Origin of the sequence: Bacillus sp. 165 (assembly GCF_017742235.1) — a bacterium.
Taxonomy (GTDB): domain Bacteria; phylum Bacillota; class Bacilli; order Bacillales; family Bacillaceae_G; genus JAGHKQ01.
The window spans coordinates 74,317-91,422 of the sequence record NZ_JAGHKQ010000006.1 but is presented as its reverse complement, the minus strand read 5'-3'; the positions used below and the strand labels follow the sequence as shown (position 1 = coordinate 91,422).

The window sequence follows — 17,106 nt, the reverse complement described above, 5'->3', positions numbered from 1 at the left end:
TTATACTTTTGAAAACGAGGATAGGGACTAGTACTTCTTTTATTCTTATACAGCGAATCGGGGATGGTGGAAGCTCGAAATAAGAAAAAAGAACGAATATCACCCTGGAGTTCTGAGCTGAATGAATTAGTAAGCTGCAGCGTGCATTCGCGTTAAGAATGTAAAGAGGACTTTCGATAAGTCTATTAGGGTGGTACCGCGGGAGACCTTCTCGTCCCTTTCTGGGATGAGAAGGTCTTTTTTCTATCCCGTTAAACAGAGTGAGTACAAATGGAGGAATGAAAATGGATTATAAAGATACGTTGCTAATGCCTAAAACAGAATTTCCCATGCGTGGAAATTTACCAAAACGTGAACCGGAAGTACAAACAAAATGGACAGATATGAGCATTTATGAAAAAGTACAACAGCGTACAAAAGACCGCCCACTATTTATTCTGCATGATGGACCTCCGTATGCTAACGGGGACATTCATATGGGACACGCTTTAAATAAAGTTTTAAAGGATTTTATCGTACGTTATAAATCTATGAGTGGATTCAATGCGCCATACGTACCTGGTTGGGATACTCACGGGTTACCGATTGAACAGGCATTAACAAATAAAGGTGTAAAGAGAAAGGAAATGACAGTTGCCGAGTTCCGCAAGCTTTGTGAAGAGTACGCATATGAACAAATTGACCGCCAACGTGAGCAATTTCTGCGTCTTGGAGTTCGCGGTGATTGGTATAACCCATACGTTACATTAAAGCCGGAGTACGAAGCACAGCAAATTAAAGTATTCGGCGATATGGCGAAAAAAGGTTATATTTATAAGGGGCTAAAGCCAGTTTATTGGTCTCCAACAAGTGAATCTGCATTAGCAGAAGCGGAAATCGAATATAAAGATAAGCGTTCAGCCTCTATTTATGTGGCATTTGACGTAAAAGACGGTAAAGGAGTATTAGAAGGGGACGAAAAATTCATTATCTGGACAACTACTCCTTGGACTATTCCGGCTAACTTAGGAATTTCTGTTCATCCAGAATTAGAATACAGCGTTGTACAGGCGAACGATGCGAAGTATATCATTGCTTTAGATTTATTAGAAGAAGTCACGAAAACAATGGGATGGGAGAATCCTGAAGTAATTCGTACACTAAAAGGAAGCGAACTAGAATATACAGTCGCTAAGCATCCGCTGTACGGACGTGATTCTCTTGTTATGGTTGGAGAGCACGTAACAACAGATGCGGGTACAGGCTGCGTTCATACAGCGCCTGGACATGGAGAAGATGACTTCTTAGTAGGTCAGCAATATGGATTAGATGTACTATGTCCGGTTGATGATAAAGGATATTTAACAAAAGAAGCTCCAGGCTTTGAAGGATTATATTATGATGAAGCAAACAAGCCGATTACAGAAAAGTTGGAAGAAGCAGGTGCGTTATTAAAGCTCTCTTTCATTACGCACTCTTATCCACATGATTGGAGAACGAAAAAACCGATTATTTTCCGTGCGACGGCTCAATGGTTTGCTTCCATAAAGGATTTTCGTAACGAGCTGTTACAAGCTGTGGAAGAGACGAAGTGGGTACCAGCTTGGGGTGAAACACGATTGTTTAACATGGTGCGTGACCGAGGTGATTGGTGTATTTCCCGCCAACGTGCGTGGGGCGTTCCGATTCCTGTATTCTATGGTGAAAATGGAGAGGCCATTATTACAGACGAAACCATTAATCATGTAGCTGGTTTATTCAGAGAACATGGCTCAAACGTGTGGTTTGAACGTGAAGCAAAAGAATTGTTGCCAGAGGGCTTTACACATCCATCTAGCCCGAACGGCATGTTTAAGAAAGAAACAGATATCATGGATGTTTGGTTTGATTCTGGTTCTTCACATCAGGCGGTACTCGAAGAGCGTGATGATTTACAGCGTCCAGCAGACCTATATTTGGAAGGGTCTGACCAATATCGCGGATGGTTTAACTCATCCTTATCAACAGCTGTTGCAGTTACAGGAAAAGCGCCGTATAAGGGCGTGCTGAGCCATGGTTTCGTACTTGATGGCGAAGGGCGTAAAATGAGTAAATCATTGGGTAACGTCGTAGTTCCATCAAAAATCATTAATCAGCTTGGCGCAGATATTTTACGCCTTTGGGTAGCATCCGTTGACTATCAAGCAGATGTGCGTATCTCGGATGATATTTTAAAACAGGTAGCAGAAGTATACCGTAAAATTCGCAATACATTCCGATTTTTATTAGGAAATTTAGCTGATTTTGATGTTACCCGCGATGCATTATCCAGTAAGGAGCTGCGTGACGTAGATCGTTATATGCTGGTAAAATTAAATGATTTAATTGCAAAAGTGAAAGAATCATACGACAACTATGAATTTGCCGCTATTTATCATGCAGTTCATAACTTCTGTACAATTGACTTAAGTGCGTTCTATCTGGATTTTGCAAAAGATATCCTATATATCGAAGCCGCAAATAATCAAGAACGCCGTGCAATCCAAACAGTTCTGTATGAAGTGCTTGTGGCTTTGACAAAGCTGGTATCACCGATTCTTTCTCATACAGCTGATGAAGTGTGGCCGTATATTCCTGGTATGAGCGAAGAGAGTGCCCAATTAACAGACATGCCGGAAGTACAAGAGATTGCAGATGCAAAAGAGCTTAAGGAAAAATGGGATGCATTTATGCTTTTACGTGACGATGTATTAAAAGCATTAGAATTGGCTCGTAATGAAAAAGTCATTGGTAAATCCTTGAACGCAAGTATTACATTATATCCAACAACAGAAATGAAGCATTTACTTGAGTCTGTTACAGAGAACTTGAAGCAATTGTTTATTGTTTCCGATTTTACAGTAGCAGGTACGATAGAAGATGCGCCGGCAGAAGCTAAAAAATATGAACGTACAGCCGTGGTGGTAAAACAAGCTGAGGGTGAAACGTGCGAGCGCTGCTGGGTTGTCTCTAAAACAATTGGTCAAGATTCAGAACATCCGACATTATGTGTACGTTGTGCAGATGTTGTGAAAGAAAATTACGTAAAATAATACCTAGGCTATGCATCTTGCATAGCCTTTTTTAATGGGAAAGAATATAATGGCGGAGATTCTTAGTTCGTTATAAGTATTTTTACGTAAGAAGAGCGCAGGTAAAACAGAGCGCGTCGAGATGCTCCTTCCGTGCTGGATTGTTCTATCAACGTAACTAGACAAATCCTTTAAAGGAAAAACTTGTGTTAGCTAATGTATGTATTTTCGGACACACTAAAGCTTACCTAAGGAATACAACACCGAGGGGGGCAAGTTGTGAAGGAAAGATATATTGAAATAAAAATTGAGCTGGAAATGACAAAAACAGAGCTTGAAACAAGACTAAGTAAGGAAAATATCCAGAAAAATACAAATAAGTATGACACTGAATTTGGAGCAGAACTGATAGAAAAATTGGGTTCTCAATATGACAATACTGTGAAAAGAAAAATTATTATTCATCATATCAAGGAAGATTTAAAAGATGTCAATCGGGCGCTGTTGAAAATGGACATGGGTGTATACGGCATTTGTGAGGAAACCGGACAGTCGCTTCCTATCCAATATTTAAAAATCATTCCCACTGCACGAACGGTAAATGAGCTTAGCTATCCGCGCTTTAAATTTTTATAAACAGACAATATTGTTATTTTATATCCAATATTTAGATTTTAATCCCCGCTTCGGCAAAAAAACTGCTTCATTGTGAAATATGCTAAGCTATGCTACAATTTCTTAAGTAAAAAAGTCGTAGCGGGGGAGTTATATGTTCTATTTAATTGCACTTTTAGTGGTTTTGGTCGACCAGTTTACTAAATGGCTTATTGTAAAAAATATGGATTTGGGCGAGAGCATTCCAATTATTCATGATGTATTATACATAACGTCTCACCGAAACAGAGGGGCCGCTTGGGGGATTCTCCAAAATCAAATGTGGTTTTTTTACGTTATCACGATTGTGTTTGTTATTGCAGTTGTATTTTATATTCAGAAGTATGGGAAACAAGATAAGTTTTTAGGGCTGTCGCTTGGGCTGATTTTAGGAGGCGCAATCGGAAACTTTCTCGACCGTGTGTTTCGTAAGGAAGTTGTTGATTTTATTCACACGTATATTTTCTCATACAACTTTCCTGTATTTAACGTGGCGGATTCCGCTTTATGTGTAGGAGTAGCATTAATTTTTATTCAAACATTGTTTGAAGGCAGAAAAAAGGAGAAATGAAATGGAAGTTTTAGAAGTAAAGGTAATAGCTGAACAGCATCTGGAGAGAATTGATAAGATGCTGTCAACTGTAAATAAAGAATGGTCTCGCACGCAGGTGCAACAATGGATTAAAGAGGGTGTTGTCACTGTAAATGACCAATCCGTAAAAGGAAATTATAAGGTGAAAGAAGGAGACAGCATTATTGTCCGTATACCAGAACCAGAGGCGCTTGACGTGCTGCCGGAAAAGGTGGATTTGGATATCTACTATGAAGATAGTGATGTGCTTGTAGTTAATAAACCTCGCGGCATGGTTGTTCACCCTGCCCCAGGGCATGTAACAGGGACGTTAGTAAATGCTCTTCTATACCATTGCAAGGATTTGTCAGGCATCAATGGTGTTATGCGTCCTGGTATTGTGCATCGCATCGACAAAGATACGTCGGGTTTATTAATGGTGGCGAAGAACGATTTGGCACATGAATCTCTTGTCAATCAACTTGTTGAAAAAACAGTTACACGCCGTTACAAAGCGATTGTACATGGCGTAATCGGTCATGATAAAGGAACGATTGATGCTCCGATCGGCCGCGATAAAAGCGATCGTCAAAGTATGACAGTAACAGAGGAGAACAGTAAGCATGCAGTTACGCATTTTCATGTGTTAGAACGGTTCAAGGATTTTACATATGTTGAATGCCAACTCGAAACAGGCCGTACACATCAAATTCGTGTTCATATGAAATACATCGGATATCCTCTTGCGGGTGATCCAAAATATGGTCCGAAGAAAACCTTAGCAATTGAAGGACAAGCCCTTCATGCGGGAGTTCTTGGCTTTACACACCCAAGAACGGGAGAATACCTAGAGTTTGAAGCACCGATTCCACAAGAAATGGTAGATTTATTAGAGTATTTACGAAAATCATATTGACAAAATCTTATACCAGTGTAATAATATCCTTAACAGTATATGATCCTTTAACGCAGCCCCGTGAGGTTGAGAAGGAAGCGGTTTAAATTTACAAGGGTGGAGTATGCCCTTACGCTAAAGTCCTCTCACGCTGGTGGGAGGACTTTTTTAATTCCCTTCTTCCACATTCACTATACTGTTAGAAAATGGATGTGAGGTGAATACAATGGACGCAAAAGCAGTAGTGCTAGATGAGCAAATGATCCGCAGAGCGTTAACAAGAATCAGTCATGAAATCATCGAACGAAATAAAGGTGTAGAAGATTGCATCCTTGTTGGTATTAAAACGCGCGGGATTTTTATCGCCAAACGATTGGCAGAACGCATTCAACAAATTGAAGGGAAAATAATTCCGGTTGGTGAGCTTGATATTACGCTATACCGTGATGATTTAACACTTCAAACGAAAGACAATGAACCATTGGTCAAGGGGTCAGATATTCCTGTTGATATCACGAATAAGAAAGTGGTACTAGTCGATGATGTATTATACACAGGGCGTACAGTTCGCTCTGCGATGGATGCATTGATTGACATCGGAAGACCTTCACAAATTCAATTGGCGGTTCTTGTAGACAGAGGTCATCGTGAATTGCCGGTACGAGCGGATTATGTTGGCAAAAATATCCCAACTTCCGGCGCAGAACGAATCGTTGTTGCATTAATGGAAATTGATCAAGAAGATAAGGTCAGCATTTATGAAAAATAAACCCTTTTAAATGTAGTCCCGTGAGGCTGCCAAAGGGTCTGGGTTTCATATGCCTTCTTTCGGCATATATTCTAGACTCTTTGTGCAATCGCAAAGAGTTTTTTTATTGCACAAAGGAGGATTATTATGAAACAAAAACAAGTTTTAGGTGTTCATGAAATACCGCGTCCAGGACAATGGATTTTATTAAGTATACAGCACTTATTTGCAATGTTTGGAGCTACAGTTCTTGTACCATTTTTAACAGGCTTGAACCCGGCGGTTGCTTTAATTTCAAGCGGACTTGGTACACTGGCTTTCTTATTAATTACAAAAGGACAAGTGCCAGCCTATCTCGGTTCTTCATTTGCGTTTATTGCACCAATTATCGCAGCGAAGGCAGCAGGCGGACCAGGAGCAGCAATGGTAGGAAGCTTCTTAGCGGGTCTCGTGTATGCAGTAGTAGCGTTGTTCATTAAAAAATCGGGCTCTGCTTGGATTATGCGCTTGCTTCCACCGGTTGTAGTAGGTCCGGTAATCATGGTAATCGGATTATCTTTAGCAAGTACCGCAGTTGGCATGGCGATGAATGGAGCGGATGGTAAATACAGCTTGCCACACTTTTCAGTAGCATTAGTAACGTTAGGCATTATGATTATATGCTCAATCTTCGCAAGAGGATTCTTCGGAATCATTCCGGTATTAATTGGAATTGTGGGTGGATACACATATGCAAGCTTTCTCGGATTAGTAGATTTCACAATAATAAAAGAAGCAAAATGGTTTGCCACTCCAGAATTTGTAATTCCATTTGTCACATACACACCTGAGCTTTCGTGGAAAATAGTATTACTGATGGTTCCAGTAGCGCTTGTAACCATTTCTGAGCATATCGGACACCAGCTTGTACTTGGAAATGTCATTAATAGGGATTTGATTCAAAAACCAGGCCTTCATCGTTCAATATTAGGTGATGGAGTAGCAACTATTATAGGTTCCCTTATAGGCGGACCACCAAACACGACATATGGAGAAAATATTGGTGTGTTAGCAATTACAAGAGCATACAGCGTGTACTTGTTCATCGGATCTGCATTGTTAGCCATCGCATTTGGATTTATAGGGAAAATTTCAGCATTAATAAGCTCTATTCCAACAGCTGTAATGGGCGGTGTATCAATTCTGCTCTTTGGAATAATCGCATCTAGTGGCTTAAGAATGATGATTGATGATAAAGTTAACTTAGAAAACAAACGAAATTTGATTATCTCATCCGTAATCCTAGTAATCGGAATCGGGGGAGCAGTACTGCATGTAGGAAAATCATTCCAAGTTGAAGGAATGGCTTTAGCAGCTATTATCGGAGTAGCGTTAAACATAATTTTGCCTAAAGAAAAGGCAGAAAAAGAAACCTTGAAAAAAGCTTCATAAATATCCACCTTTTAATAAAGTCCAGAGAGGCTTAAAAGGGTGTAACGTTATGCGTACCTTTACACCCTAGTCTCAAAAAAGACTAGGGTATTTTTATGCAAATATTGTTATAAAAATACTTTTGGTTTATTATATAAAACAGATGGGAGCCAAGACGATGAATCATTTGTTAACCATGAGCGAGCTAACCGTAGAAGAAATTGCAGAGATCTTACGCGATGCGGAATATTTTGCGAGCGGAGAAACATTAAAAGTAAAAGAGCAAACATTCGTAGCTAACTTGTTTTTTGAAGCGAGTACAAGAACAAGGTTTAGCTTTGAAGTAGCTGAAAAACGCCTTGGCTTGGATGTGCTGAATTTTTCTGCAGAATCTTCAAGCGTACAAAAAGGAGAAACATTGTACGATACGATAAAAACATTAGAAGCGATTGGAACAAAAGCAGTTGTGGTTCGTCACCAAGATGATCGATACTTTGATGAACTGCAGGGAAAAGTCAATATCCCAATTTTAAATGCAGGTGACGGGTGCGGCAACCATCCAACACAAAGCTTGCTTGATTTATTAACGATAAAACAAGAATTTGGAAGATTTCAAGGGTTAAAGATTGCTATAGTAGGAGATGTTCGTCACAGCCGTGTAGCACGATCGAATGCCGAAGCATTAAAGAGACTAGGAGCGCAGGTATACTTTGCAAGTCCGGATGAATGGAAGGATGAAACGAATCCATACGGCACCTATGCTCCTCTTGATGAGGTAGTGGAGATTGCAGATGTAATCATGCTTCTGCGGGTGCAGCATGAACGTCATGATTCCTTCGCAGCAGATATTATGAAGGATTATCATGAAAAGCATGGACTTACCGCAGAGAGAGAAAAACGAATGAAAGCAGGAAGCATTATCATGCATCCAGCACCAGTAAACCGTGATGTAGAAATTGCAAGTGAACTCGTAGAATGTGAACGCTCTAGAATTTTCAAGCAAATGGAAAACGGAGTGTATGTCAGAATGGCAGTTTTAAAACGTGCATTACCATCTGTACTAGGAGGGATTACAAATGAACTATTTGTTTAAAAATGCAAAAATGGTAAATGAGCAAGGAGAGCTGCAATCAATTGAAATGCTGGTAAAAGATGGCATCATTCAAGAGATTGCGGAAACAGTTGAAGCAGAAAATGTAGAAATTATCGATGTAGAAGGCAAGCTACTGTCTCCAGGCTTTATCGATGTGCATGTTCATTTGCGTGAACCCGGCGGAGAGCACAAGGAAACAATTGCGACAGGATCATTAGCAGCGGCAAAGGGCGGATTTACAACCATCTGCGCTATGCCAAATACAAGGCCTGTTCCTGATTCAGCAGAACACATGGAAGCACTGCAAAAGCGCATTGAGGAAACAGCACATGTAAATGTATTACCGTACGCATCCATTACTGTACGTCAAGCTGGAGCAGAACTAACGGACTTTGAGACGTTAAAAAAGCTAGGTGCATTTGCACTAACAGATGATGGTGTAGGAGTACAATCGGCAGCGATGATGCTTGAAGCGATGAAGCGTGCAGCAAAATTGGATATGACAATCGTTGCTCATTGTGAAGAAAACACATTGATTAATAAAGGGAGCGTTCATGAAGGTGAGTTCTCAAAGAAAAACGATTTAAACGGTATTCCGTCCGTGTGTGAATCGGTACATATCGCGCGTGACGTATTGTTAGCTGAAGCAGCAAATTGTCACTATCACGTCTGTCACATCAGTACAAAGGAATCCGTTCGTGTCGTTCGTGACGCAAAGCGTGCGGGAATTCGTGTGACAGCTGAGGTTTCCCCGCATCATCTGATTTTATGTGATGAAGATATTCCAGGACTTGATACAAATTTTAAAATGAATCCGCCACTTCGCGGAAGTGATGACCGCAAAGCATTGATTGAGGGATTACTAGATGGCACGATTGACATGATTGCAACTGATCATGCACCGCATGCGGCAGATGAAAAAGCAATGGGAATGCAGCGTGCACCGTTTGGTATTGTAGGATTAGAAACAGCCTTTCCGCTTCTATATACCCACTTTGTGGAAAAAGGACTGCTATCCTTGCAGCAGCTGCTAGATTTTATGGCGAAAAAACCAGCTGATGTATTTGGATTAGAATCGGGGACCTTAAAGACAGGAGCCAAAGCAGATATAACAATTATTGACTTAGAGCAGGAAAATGTCATTGACCCAAGCACATTCATATCAAAAGGAAAAAACACCCCGTTTGCAGGTTGGCAATGCAAAGGATGGCCAATTAAAACATTTGTAAACGGCAAGCTTGTATGGGAGAAAGGGAGTGTACTAGCATGAAACGACAACTGATTTTAGAAGATGGTACAGTATTGGTAGGAGAAGCATTTGGAGGAGAAAATGAAAAAACTGGCGAAGTCGTGTTTAATACAGGGATGACAGGCTATCAAGAAATTTTGTCTGACCCTTCTTATTGCGGACAAATTGTTACGTTAACATATCCGTTAATTGGAAACTACGGTATAAACCGTGATGATTTTGAATCCATTAATCCATCTATTCATGGGTTTATAGTAAAAGAGCTTTGTGATCACCCATCTAACTTCCGTAACGAACAAACACTGGATCAGTTTTTCAAAGAGCGCAACATTCCAGGTCTTTCTGGAATTGATACGAGAAAATTAACACGAATCATTCGTCAGCACGGAACATTAAAAGGCAGATTGTGCGGAATGGATGTAGATGTGGACAAAGTGGTAGAAGAATTACGAGCAACAGTACTGTTTACTGATCATGTAAAGCGAGTGTCAACAAGTGATGCGTATCCGAGTCCAGGCAGAGGCTACCGTGTTGTTGTAGTAGACTTTGGAATGAAGCACGGGATTTTACGAGAATTAAACAACCGCAACTGTGACGTTATCGTCGTGCCATACAACACAACAGCAGAAGAAATTTTACGACTGAAACCAGATGGCATCATGTTAACTAACGGACCTGGAGATCCGAAAGATGTACCAGAAGCAATTGAGATGATTAAAGGGATCGTTGGCAAAATACCTTTATTCGGAATTTGCCTAGGTCACCAGTTATTTGCACTGGCTTCTGGCGCTAATACTGTCAAGCTGAAGTTCGGTCATCGCGGCAGTAACCATCCAGTAAAGCATTTAAAAACAGGTAAAGTTGCTATCACATCCCAAAATCACGGTTATACAGTAGAAGCAGCGTCTATCGAAAATACTCCGTTAGAAATTACACATATAGCATTAAATGACGGCACTGTAGAAGGCTTAAAACATAAAGATGCACCAGCATTTACTGTGCAATATCATCCAGAAGCATCACCAGGACCAGAAGATGCAAATGTATTGTTTGAAGACTTTATGAATATGATTGAAACTTTCAAGAAAGAGGGAGAAGAGTTATGCCAAAACGCTTAGACATTAATACAATCTTAGTAATCGGATCAGGACCAATCATCATCGGGCAGGCAGCAGAGTTCGACTATTCAGGAACACAGGCATGTCAGGCATTGAGAGAAGAAGGATATAAGGTTATTCTCGTTAACTCTAATCCCGCAACCATTATGACGGATACGGCAACGGCAGATAAAGTATATATTGAACCGCTGACAGTAGAGTTTGTGAGCCGAATTATTCGCAAAGAACGTCCGGATGCAATTTTACCAACACTTGGCGGACAAACAGGCTTAAACATGGCAGTTGAACTTGCAAAAGCAGGTATATTAGAAGAGTGTGGAGTGGAAATTCTTGGAACGAAGCTAGATGCGATTGAGCGTGCTGAAGATCGTGACTTATTCCGTAATTTAATGAAGGAATTGAATGAGCCGATTCCAGAAAGTTCAATAATTCATACGCTTGAAGAAGCATATGAATTTGTAAACGAAATCGGATATCCAGTTATCGTTCGTCCAGCGTTTACTTTAGGCGGTACGGGCGGCGGAATTTGCCATGACGAAAAAGAATTGATTGAAATTGTATCAAGCGGTTTAAAGCATAGTCCTGTAACACAATGTTTATTAGAGAAAAGCATTGCAGGGTTTAAAGAAATCGAATACGAAGTAATGCGCGATGCAAATGACAATGCCATCGTGGTATGTAACATGGAAAATATTGATCCAGTAGGTGTTCATACAGGGGACTCCATTGTGGTAGCACCAAGCCAAACATTAAGTGACCGTGAATATCAAATGCTTCGTAACACATCATTGAAAATCATTCGTACACTTGGAATCGAAGGAGGCTGCAACGTTCAGCTTGCTTTAGATCCGCACAGTTTCCAATATTATGTTATCGAAGTAAATCCGCGCGTAAGCCGTTCTTCGGCATTAGCTTCAAAAGCAACAGGTTATCCTATTGCAAAATTGGCAGCAAAAATTGCGGTAGGATTAACATTAGATGAAATCATTAACCCGGTAACGCAAACATCATACGCATGCTTTGAGCCGGCATTAGATTATGTGGTAGCAAAAATTCCACGTTGGCCGTTTGATAAATTTGAATCTGCAAATCGTCTTCTCGGAACGCAAATGAAAGCAACTGGAGAAGTAATGGCAATGGGACGCACATTAGAAGAATCGCTTCTAAAAGCAGTTCGTTCTCTTGAACTAGGTGTGTACCATTTAGCGATGGACCATTTAAAAGATATGGACCATGAAACGATGAAAAAACGTATTGCCAAAGCAGATGATGAGCGTCTATTCATTGTAGCGGAAGCAATTCGCCAAGGTGTTACTATTGAAGAAATTCACGAGTGGAGCGAAATAGATTTATTCTTCCTACAAAAAATACAAAACATTGTAAACATGGAAGGTACACTTCGTCAAAATAAAAACTCCATGGAACTTTTGAAAAAAGCAAAAGAAATGGGATTCAGTGACCGTTATATTGCATCTTTATGGAACCAAACAGAACGCGAAATATATGAAATCCGTAAATCATCAGGTATTATACCAGTTTACAAAATGGTAGATACATGTGCAGCAGAATTTGAATCAGCTACACCGTACTACTACAGCACATACGAAGATGAGAATGAATCTATCGTTACAGACCGCAAAAGCGTAGTTGTATTAGGGTCAGGTCCAATCCGTATCGGTCAAGGGGTAGAGTTCGATTATGCTACAGTACACTCTGTATGGGCTATTAAAGAAGCAGGGTACGAAGCGATCATTATCAACAATAACCCTGAAACAGTTTCAACTGACTTCAGTATTTCCGACAAGCTGTATTTTGAACCATTAACGATTGAAGACGTTATGCATATCATCGATCTAGAGCAGCCGGAAGGCGTTATTGTACAATTCGGCGGACAAACAGCTATCAACCTTGCTTCGAAGCTAGAAGAGCGCGGAGTGAAAATTTTAGGAACATCTTTAGAAGATTTAGATCGTGCAGAAAACCGCGATAAATTTGAAGCGACATTAACAAAACTAGGTATTCCGCAGCCGCTTGGAAAAACGGCAACAAATGTAGAGGATGCTGTTATGATTGCTGAGTCAATCGGTTATCCGGTATTAGTAAGACCATCTTACGTGCTGGGCGGACGCGCAATGGAGATCGTATATCGTAAAGAAGAACTGTTGCACTACATGGAAAATGCAGTAAAAGTAAATCCAGAACATCCTGTATTAATTGACCGCTATATGGTTGGTAAGGAAATAGAGGTAGACGCAATTTCAGACGGTAAAGACGTATATATTCCAGGTATTATGGAGCATATCGAACGTGCAGGTGTACACTCAGGTGACTCCATTGCAGTGTATCCTCCACAAAGCTTAACAGAGTCCGTTAGAAATAAATTGATTGATTATACAATCGGTCTTGCAAAAGGTTTAAACATTGTGGGATTATTGAACATCCAGTTTGTAGTGTTCGAAGATGAAGTATATGTACTTGAAGTAAATCCGCGTTCAAGCCGTACGGTACCATTCTTAAGTAAAATTACAGGGGTACCAATGGCAAATGTTGCGACAAAAGTCATCTTAGGGAGTACGTTGGAAAGTCAAGGCTATGCAACGGGCTATCACCCAGAAGCAACTGAAGTGTTTGTAAAAGCACCGGTATTCTCATTTGCTAAGCTGCGCTCCGTTGATACAACATTAGGTCCGGAAATGAAGTCAACAGGAGAAGTAATGGGTAAGGATGTAACACTAGAAAAAGCCCTGTACAAAGGTCTCGTGGCATCAGGAATTAATATTCCGACTCACGGATCTGTCATCATTACAGTGGCAGATAAAGATAAAGAAGAATCGATTGAAATCGCAAAACGTTTTTACGAAATCGGTTATAACATTTTAGCGACAGACGGAACGGCAAGAACATTGACGCAGCATGGTATTAAGGTGCAGGTAGTAAATAAAATTGATTCAGAAGATTACAACCTGCTCGATATCATTCGTCAAGGAAAAGCGCAGTTTGTTATTAACACATTAACAAAAGGAAAGCAGCCTGCCCGTGATGGATTCCGCATTCGCCGTGAGTCTGTAGAAAATGGAGTAGCTTGCTTAACATCATTAGATACAACAAAAGCAATTTTACGAGTACTTGAATCTATGACTTTCTCTGCATATGAAATGAAATCAGTAAGCAAGCATCTTGAGGCGGTGTATTCATGATTCAAAAAGAACTCATGACAATCATCAAACAACAAGAAATAGCAGCAAATATTTTTGAATTAGTTCTGCAAGGCGAGCTTGTGGCGCAAATGGGGGAGCCTGGACAATTTGTCCATGTAAAAGTAACAGAGGGTGCATCCCCTCTGTTGCGCCGCCCAATCAGTATTTGTAACGTAGATAAAGAGAAAAAGCAATTTACAATGCTGTATCGTGCCGAAGGAGAAGGTACGAGCCTGCTATCCCGCCGTCAAGCAGGGGAATTAGTAGATGTACTTGGTCCGTTAGGAAATGGCTTTCCTGTTGAGGAAGCGAAAGAAGGAGAAACGGCATGTTTAGTAGGGGGAGGAATCGGTGTACCGCCACTTTACGAGCTGTCTCAGCAGCTAGTAGCTAAAGGAGTACGCGTTATTCATGTGCTCGGCTTTCAGTCTAAGGATGCTGTATTTTATGAAGAAAAGTTCGCTGCTCTTGGAGATACGTATGTAGCAACTGTTGATGGTACTCATGGGACACAAGGGTTTGTTACAGATGTACTAACGAAGTACGATATAACATTCGATGTACTATATTCATGCGGACCAACTCCAATGCTGCGGGCATTAGAAGCTCGTTATCATGACAGACGAGGATTTATTTCCCTTGAAGAACGCATGGGATGCGGAATTGGGGCTTGCTTTGCATGTGTATGCCATTTGCAAAATGATCCGAATGGCTATTCCTATAAAAAAGTCTGCAGCGACGGACCGGTATTTCCGATTGGGGAGGTAGTAGTATGAACCGATTACAAGTAGAATTACCGGGACTTTCATTGAAAAATCCAATCATGCCAGCATCAGGTTGCTTTGGCTTTGGACGTGAATTTGCTGGACTCTATGATTTAAGTGTTCTTGGGTCCATTATGATTAAAGCAACAACTGCACAGCCGCGCTTTGGCAATCCGACACCACGTGTGGCAGAAACACCGGGCGGCATGCTGAATGCAATTGGACTTCAAAATCCAGGTCTTGATAAAGTAATTGAGGAAGAACTGCGCTGGCTGGAGCAATTTGATTTACCGATCATTGCAAACGTTGCAGGGTCTCAAACGGAAGATTACATTCAAGTAGCGAAGGAAATTTCCAAAGCAAAAAATGTTCACGCATTAGAATTAAATATTTCTTGTCCAAACGTAAAAGAAGGTGGTATTGCTTTTGGAACATCTCCTGAAATTGCAGCGGAACTAACAAGGAAAGTAAAAGAAGTTTCAGAGGTCCCTGTGTACGTAAAGCTATCTCCAAACGTGACAAACATTGTAGAAATTGCCAAAGCAATTGAAAATGCTGGAGCGGATGGTTTAACGATGATTAATACACTTCTTGGCATGAGATTGGACTTGAGAACGGGTCAGCCGATTTTAGCTAACGGTACAGGGGGATTATCTGGACCTGCTGTAAAACCGGTCGCTGTTCGCATGGTGCATGAGGTGAGCCAGGCGGTGAATATTCCGATAATCGGTATGGGCGGTGTGCAAACGGCAGAAGATGTTCTAGAATTTTTCTATGCCGGCGCAAGTGCTGTAGCGGTAGGAACAGCAAACTTCGTGGATCCATTCGTTTGTCCGACAATTATTGAAGAGCTTCCACAGGTGTTAGATAAATATGGGTATGAGCATATTTCTGAATGTCAGGGAAGGAGCTGGAAGAAACGTGTCACAATCGCTAATAGTCGCGCTTGATTTTCCAAGTAAAAAAGAAGTAGAGCAGTTTCTTGCCTCGTTCAATGGCAAATCTTTGTTTGTAAAAGTAGGCATGGAGTTGTTTTACAAAGAAGGCCCAAGTATTATTACCTACTTAAAGGAACAAGGACATTCTATTTTCTTAGATTTAAAACTTCATGACATTCCAAACACTGTTAAAAGTGCTATGAGAAGCTTAGCGAGCCTAGAAGTAGATATGGTAAATGTTCATGCAGCAGGCGGCACAAAGATGATGCAGGCTGCATTAGAGGGATTAGAAGAAGGAACGGCTGCAGGAAAGAAGCGTCCGCTTTGTATTGCAGTAACGCAGTTAACAAGCACCTCAGAAGAAGTGATGCAACAAGAATTATGGATCAACAAGCCGCTTGAGGAAACGGTTCTTCATTATGCAAAGCTTGCACAAGAGAGCGGTTTAGATGGTGTAGTCTGCTCGACGTTAGAGGTGCCGAGCATCCGTAAAATATGCGGGGACCATTTTTTTACTGTGACTCCAGGCATTCGTCTTGCATCTGATGCAGTAAACGATCAAGTTCGTGTAGCAACACCAGCAACAGCGCGTGAAAATGGATGCAGCTATATCGTAGTAGGCCGCAGCATTACAAAAGCAGAAAATCCGCTGGCTGCATATGAAATGATTAGCAAACAATGGGAGGGTGTTCGTGTATGAAAAAAGCAATCGCATCTCACTTACTAGAAATTGGTGCAGTTTTCTTGCAGCCAAGCAATCCATTTACATGGTCTTCCGGAATCAAATCTCCGATTTACTGTGACAATCGCTTAACATTGTCCTATCCGGAAATCCGCAAAGAGGTAGCCAAGGGCTTGCAAAGCTTAATTCAAGAACACTTCCCAGAGGTACAAGTTATCGCAGGTACAGCAACAGCAGGAATTGCACATGCTGCTTGGGTAAGCGACTTGATGAATTTGCCAATGTGCTATGTTCGCAGTAAGGCAAAGGGACACGGAAAAGGAAACCAAATCGAAGGAAAAGTAACAGAGGGACAAAAGGTCGTGGTTGTAGAAGATCTAATTTCTACAGGCGGCAGCGCAATTACATGTGTACAAGCATTACGCGAAGCAGGCTGCGAAGTTCTTGGTGTGGTTTCTATTTTCACATATGAGCTGGAAGCTGGAAAAGAAAAGCTGGAAGCTGCTTCTATTACAAACTATTCACTAAGTGACTATACTGCGCTAGTTGAAGTCGCTGCAGAAAAAGGAATGGTAACAGAAGAAGAAATGGGCAAGCTTGCAAAGTGGCGTAACAATCCGGCTGATGAAGCTTGGGTGCTGGCATAAAGATGAAGGAGACTCTTAAATAAGAGTCTTTTTTGTTGAGTAAAAATAAATCTGTACCAGCCGCATTACGCAATAATTACGAATAACAAGGTGCAATCAATTTCAAAAAGT

14 protein-coding genes and 1 other annotated feature are annotated in these 17,106 nt (G+C 40.9%); all 14 genes read left to right on the top strand.

The features are described 5' to 3' along the window. The first annotated feature begins 8 nt into the window (after nucleotides 1-8). Nucleotides 9-222: a binding site (T-box leader), on the top strand. Between the two features lie 62 nt (nucleotides 223-284). The 14 genes from ileS (at nucleotide 285) to pyrE (ending at nucleotide 16,995) form a co-directional block, all read left to right on the top strand. Beyond that, nucleotides 285-3,050: an isoleucine--tRNA ligase gene (gene ileS / locus J7Q84_RS11110; protein ID WP_209094627.1), complete on the top strand. Its 2,766-nt coding sequence runs from the start codon at nucleotides 285-287 to the stop codon at nucleotides 3,048-3,050. Nucleotides 3,051-3,308: 258 nt separating this feature from the next. After that, nucleotides 3,309-3,665, top strand: coding sequence for a TraR/DksA C4-type zinc finger protein (locus J7Q84_RS11105; RefSeq protein ID WP_209094626.1), 357 nt, complete (start codon nucleotides 3,309-3,311; stop codon nucleotides 3,663-3,665). A gap of 133 nt (nucleotides 3,666-3,798) precedes the next feature. Next, entirely contained in the window at nucleotides 3,799-4,254 is a 456-nt protein-coding gene (gene lspA / locus J7Q84_RS11100; protein WP_209094625.1) for a signal peptidase II, read from the top strand. 1 nt (nucleotide 4,255) lies between these two features. Beyond that, nucleotides 4,256-5,170: an RluA family pseudouridine synthase gene (locus J7Q84_RS11095; RefSeq protein ID WP_209094624.1), complete on the top strand. Its 915-nt coding sequence runs from the start codon at nucleotides 4,256-4,258 to the stop codon at nucleotides 5,168-5,170. Nucleotides 5,171-5,375: 205 nt separating this feature from the next. Then, a complete protein-coding gene (gene pyrR / locus J7Q84_RS11090) occupies nucleotides 5,376-5,918 on the top strand; it encodes a bifunctional pyr operon transcriptional regulator/uracil phosphoribosyltransferase PyrR (protein WP_209094623.1) in 543 nt (180 codons plus the stop codon). A 126-nt stretch (nucleotides 5,919-6,044) separates the two neighbouring features. Beyond that, nucleotides 6,045-7,328 (top strand): solute carrier family 23 protein, encoded by a 1,284-nt coding sequence (locus J7Q84_RS11085; protein ID WP_209094622.1) that lies wholly within the window; start codon nucleotides 6,045-6,047, stop codon nucleotides 7,326-7,328. A gap of 157 nt (nucleotides 7,329-7,485) precedes the next feature. Further along, nucleotides 7,486-8,400 (top strand): aspartate carbamoyltransferase catalytic subunit, encoded by a 915-nt coding sequence (locus J7Q84_RS11080; protein WP_209094621.1) that lies wholly within the window; start codon nucleotides 7,486-7,488, stop codon nucleotides 8,398-8,400. After that, nucleotides 8,384-9,670 (top strand): dihydroorotase, encoded by a 1,287-nt coding sequence (locus J7Q84_RS11075; protein ID WP_209094620.1) that lies wholly within the window; start codon nucleotides 8,384-8,386, stop codon nucleotides 9,668-9,670. Before J7Q84_RS11080 ends, J7Q84_RS11075 begins: the two co-directional genes overlap by 17 nt. Then, nucleotides 9,667-10,767, top strand: coding sequence for a carbamoyl phosphate synthase small subunit (locus tag J7Q84_RS11070; RefSeq protein WP_209094619.1), 1,101 nt, complete (start codon nucleotides 9,667-9,669; stop codon nucleotides 10,765-10,767). Before J7Q84_RS11075 ends, J7Q84_RS11070 begins: the two co-directional genes overlap by 4 nt. Next, nucleotides 10,752-13,964 (top strand): carbamoyl-phosphate synthase large subunit, encoded by a 3,213-nt coding sequence (gene carB, locus J7Q84_RS11065; RefSeq protein WP_209094618.1) that lies wholly within the window; start codon nucleotides 10,752-10,754, stop codon nucleotides 13,962-13,964. The genes J7Q84_RS11070 and carB overlap by 16 nt, the downstream gene beginning before the upstream one ends. Continuing rightward, nucleotides 13,961-14,740, top strand: a complete 780-nt coding sequence (locus J7Q84_RS11060) for a dihydroorotate dehydrogenase electron transfer subunit (RefSeq protein WP_209094617.1) — start codon at nucleotides 13,961-13,963, stop codon at nucleotides 14,738-14,740. Before carB ends, J7Q84_RS11060 begins: the two co-directional genes overlap by 4 nt. Next, a complete protein-coding gene (locus J7Q84_RS11055; protein ID WP_209094616.1) occupies nucleotides 14,737-15,678 on the top strand; it encodes a dihydroorotate dehydrogenase in 942 nt (313 codons plus the stop codon). Before J7Q84_RS11060 ends, J7Q84_RS11055 begins: the two co-directional genes overlap by 4 nt. Beyond that, complete coding sequence (gene pyrF, locus J7Q84_RS11050; protein ID WP_209094615.1) at nucleotides 15,650-16,366, top strand: orotidine-5'-phosphate decarboxylase; 717 nt, start codon at nucleotides 15,650-15,652, stop codon at nucleotides 16,364-16,366. The genes J7Q84_RS11055 and pyrF overlap by 29 nt, the downstream gene beginning before the upstream one ends. Beyond that, nucleotides 16,363-16,995 (top strand): orotate phosphoribosyltransferase, encoded by a 633-nt coding sequence (gene pyrE, locus J7Q84_RS11045; protein WP_209094614.1) that lies wholly within the window; start codon nucleotides 16,363-16,365, stop codon nucleotides 16,993-16,995. The genes pyrF and pyrE overlap by 4 nt, the downstream gene beginning before the upstream one ends. Nucleotides 16,996-17,106 lie beyond the last annotated feature (111 nt).

Coding starts and splice junctions, on each gene's coding strand:
- carB (WP_209094618.1), top strand. CDS start 10,752: ATGCCAAAACGCTTAGACATTAATACAATCTTAGTAATCGGATCAGGA.
- ileS (WP_209094627.1), top strand. CDS start 285: ATGGATTATAAAGATACGTTGCTAATGCCTAAAACAGAATTTCCCATG.
- J7Q84_RS11060 (WP_209094617.1), top strand. CDS start 13,961: ATGATTCAAAAAGAACTCATGACAATCATCAAACAACAAGAAATAGCA.
- J7Q84_RS11095 (WP_209094624.1), top strand. CDS start 4,256: ATGGAAGTTTTAGAAGTAAAGGTAATAGCTGAACAGCATCTGGAGAGA.
- lspA (WP_209094625.1), top strand. CDS start 3,799: ATGTTCTATTTAATTGCACTTTTAGTGGTTTTGGTCGACCAGTTTACT.
- J7Q84_RS11070 (WP_209094619.1), top strand. CDS start 9,667: ATGAAACGACAACTGATTTTAGAAGATGGTACAGTATTGGTAGGAGAA.
- J7Q84_RS11075 (WP_209094620.1), top strand. CDS start 8,384: ATGAACTATTTGTTTAAAAATGCAAAAATGGTAAATGAGCAAGGAGAG.
- J7Q84_RS11080 (WP_209094621.1), top strand. CDS start 7,486: ATGAATCATTTGTTAACCATGAGCGAGCTAACCGTAGAAGAAATTGCA.
- J7Q84_RS11055 (WP_209094616.1), top strand. CDS start 14,737: ATGAACCGATTACAAGTAGAATTACCGGGACTTTCATTGAAAAATCCA.
- pyrE (WP_209094614.1), top strand. CDS start 16,363: ATGAAAAAAGCAATCGCATCTCACTTACTAGAAATTGGTGCAGTTTTC.
- J7Q84_RS11085 (WP_209094622.1), top strand. CDS start 6,045: ATGAAACAAAAACAAGTTTTAGGTGTTCATGAAATACCGCGTCCAGGA.
- pyrR (WP_209094623.1), top strand. CDS start 5,376: ATGGACGCAAAAGCAGTAGTGCTAGATGAGCAAATGATCCGCAGAGCG.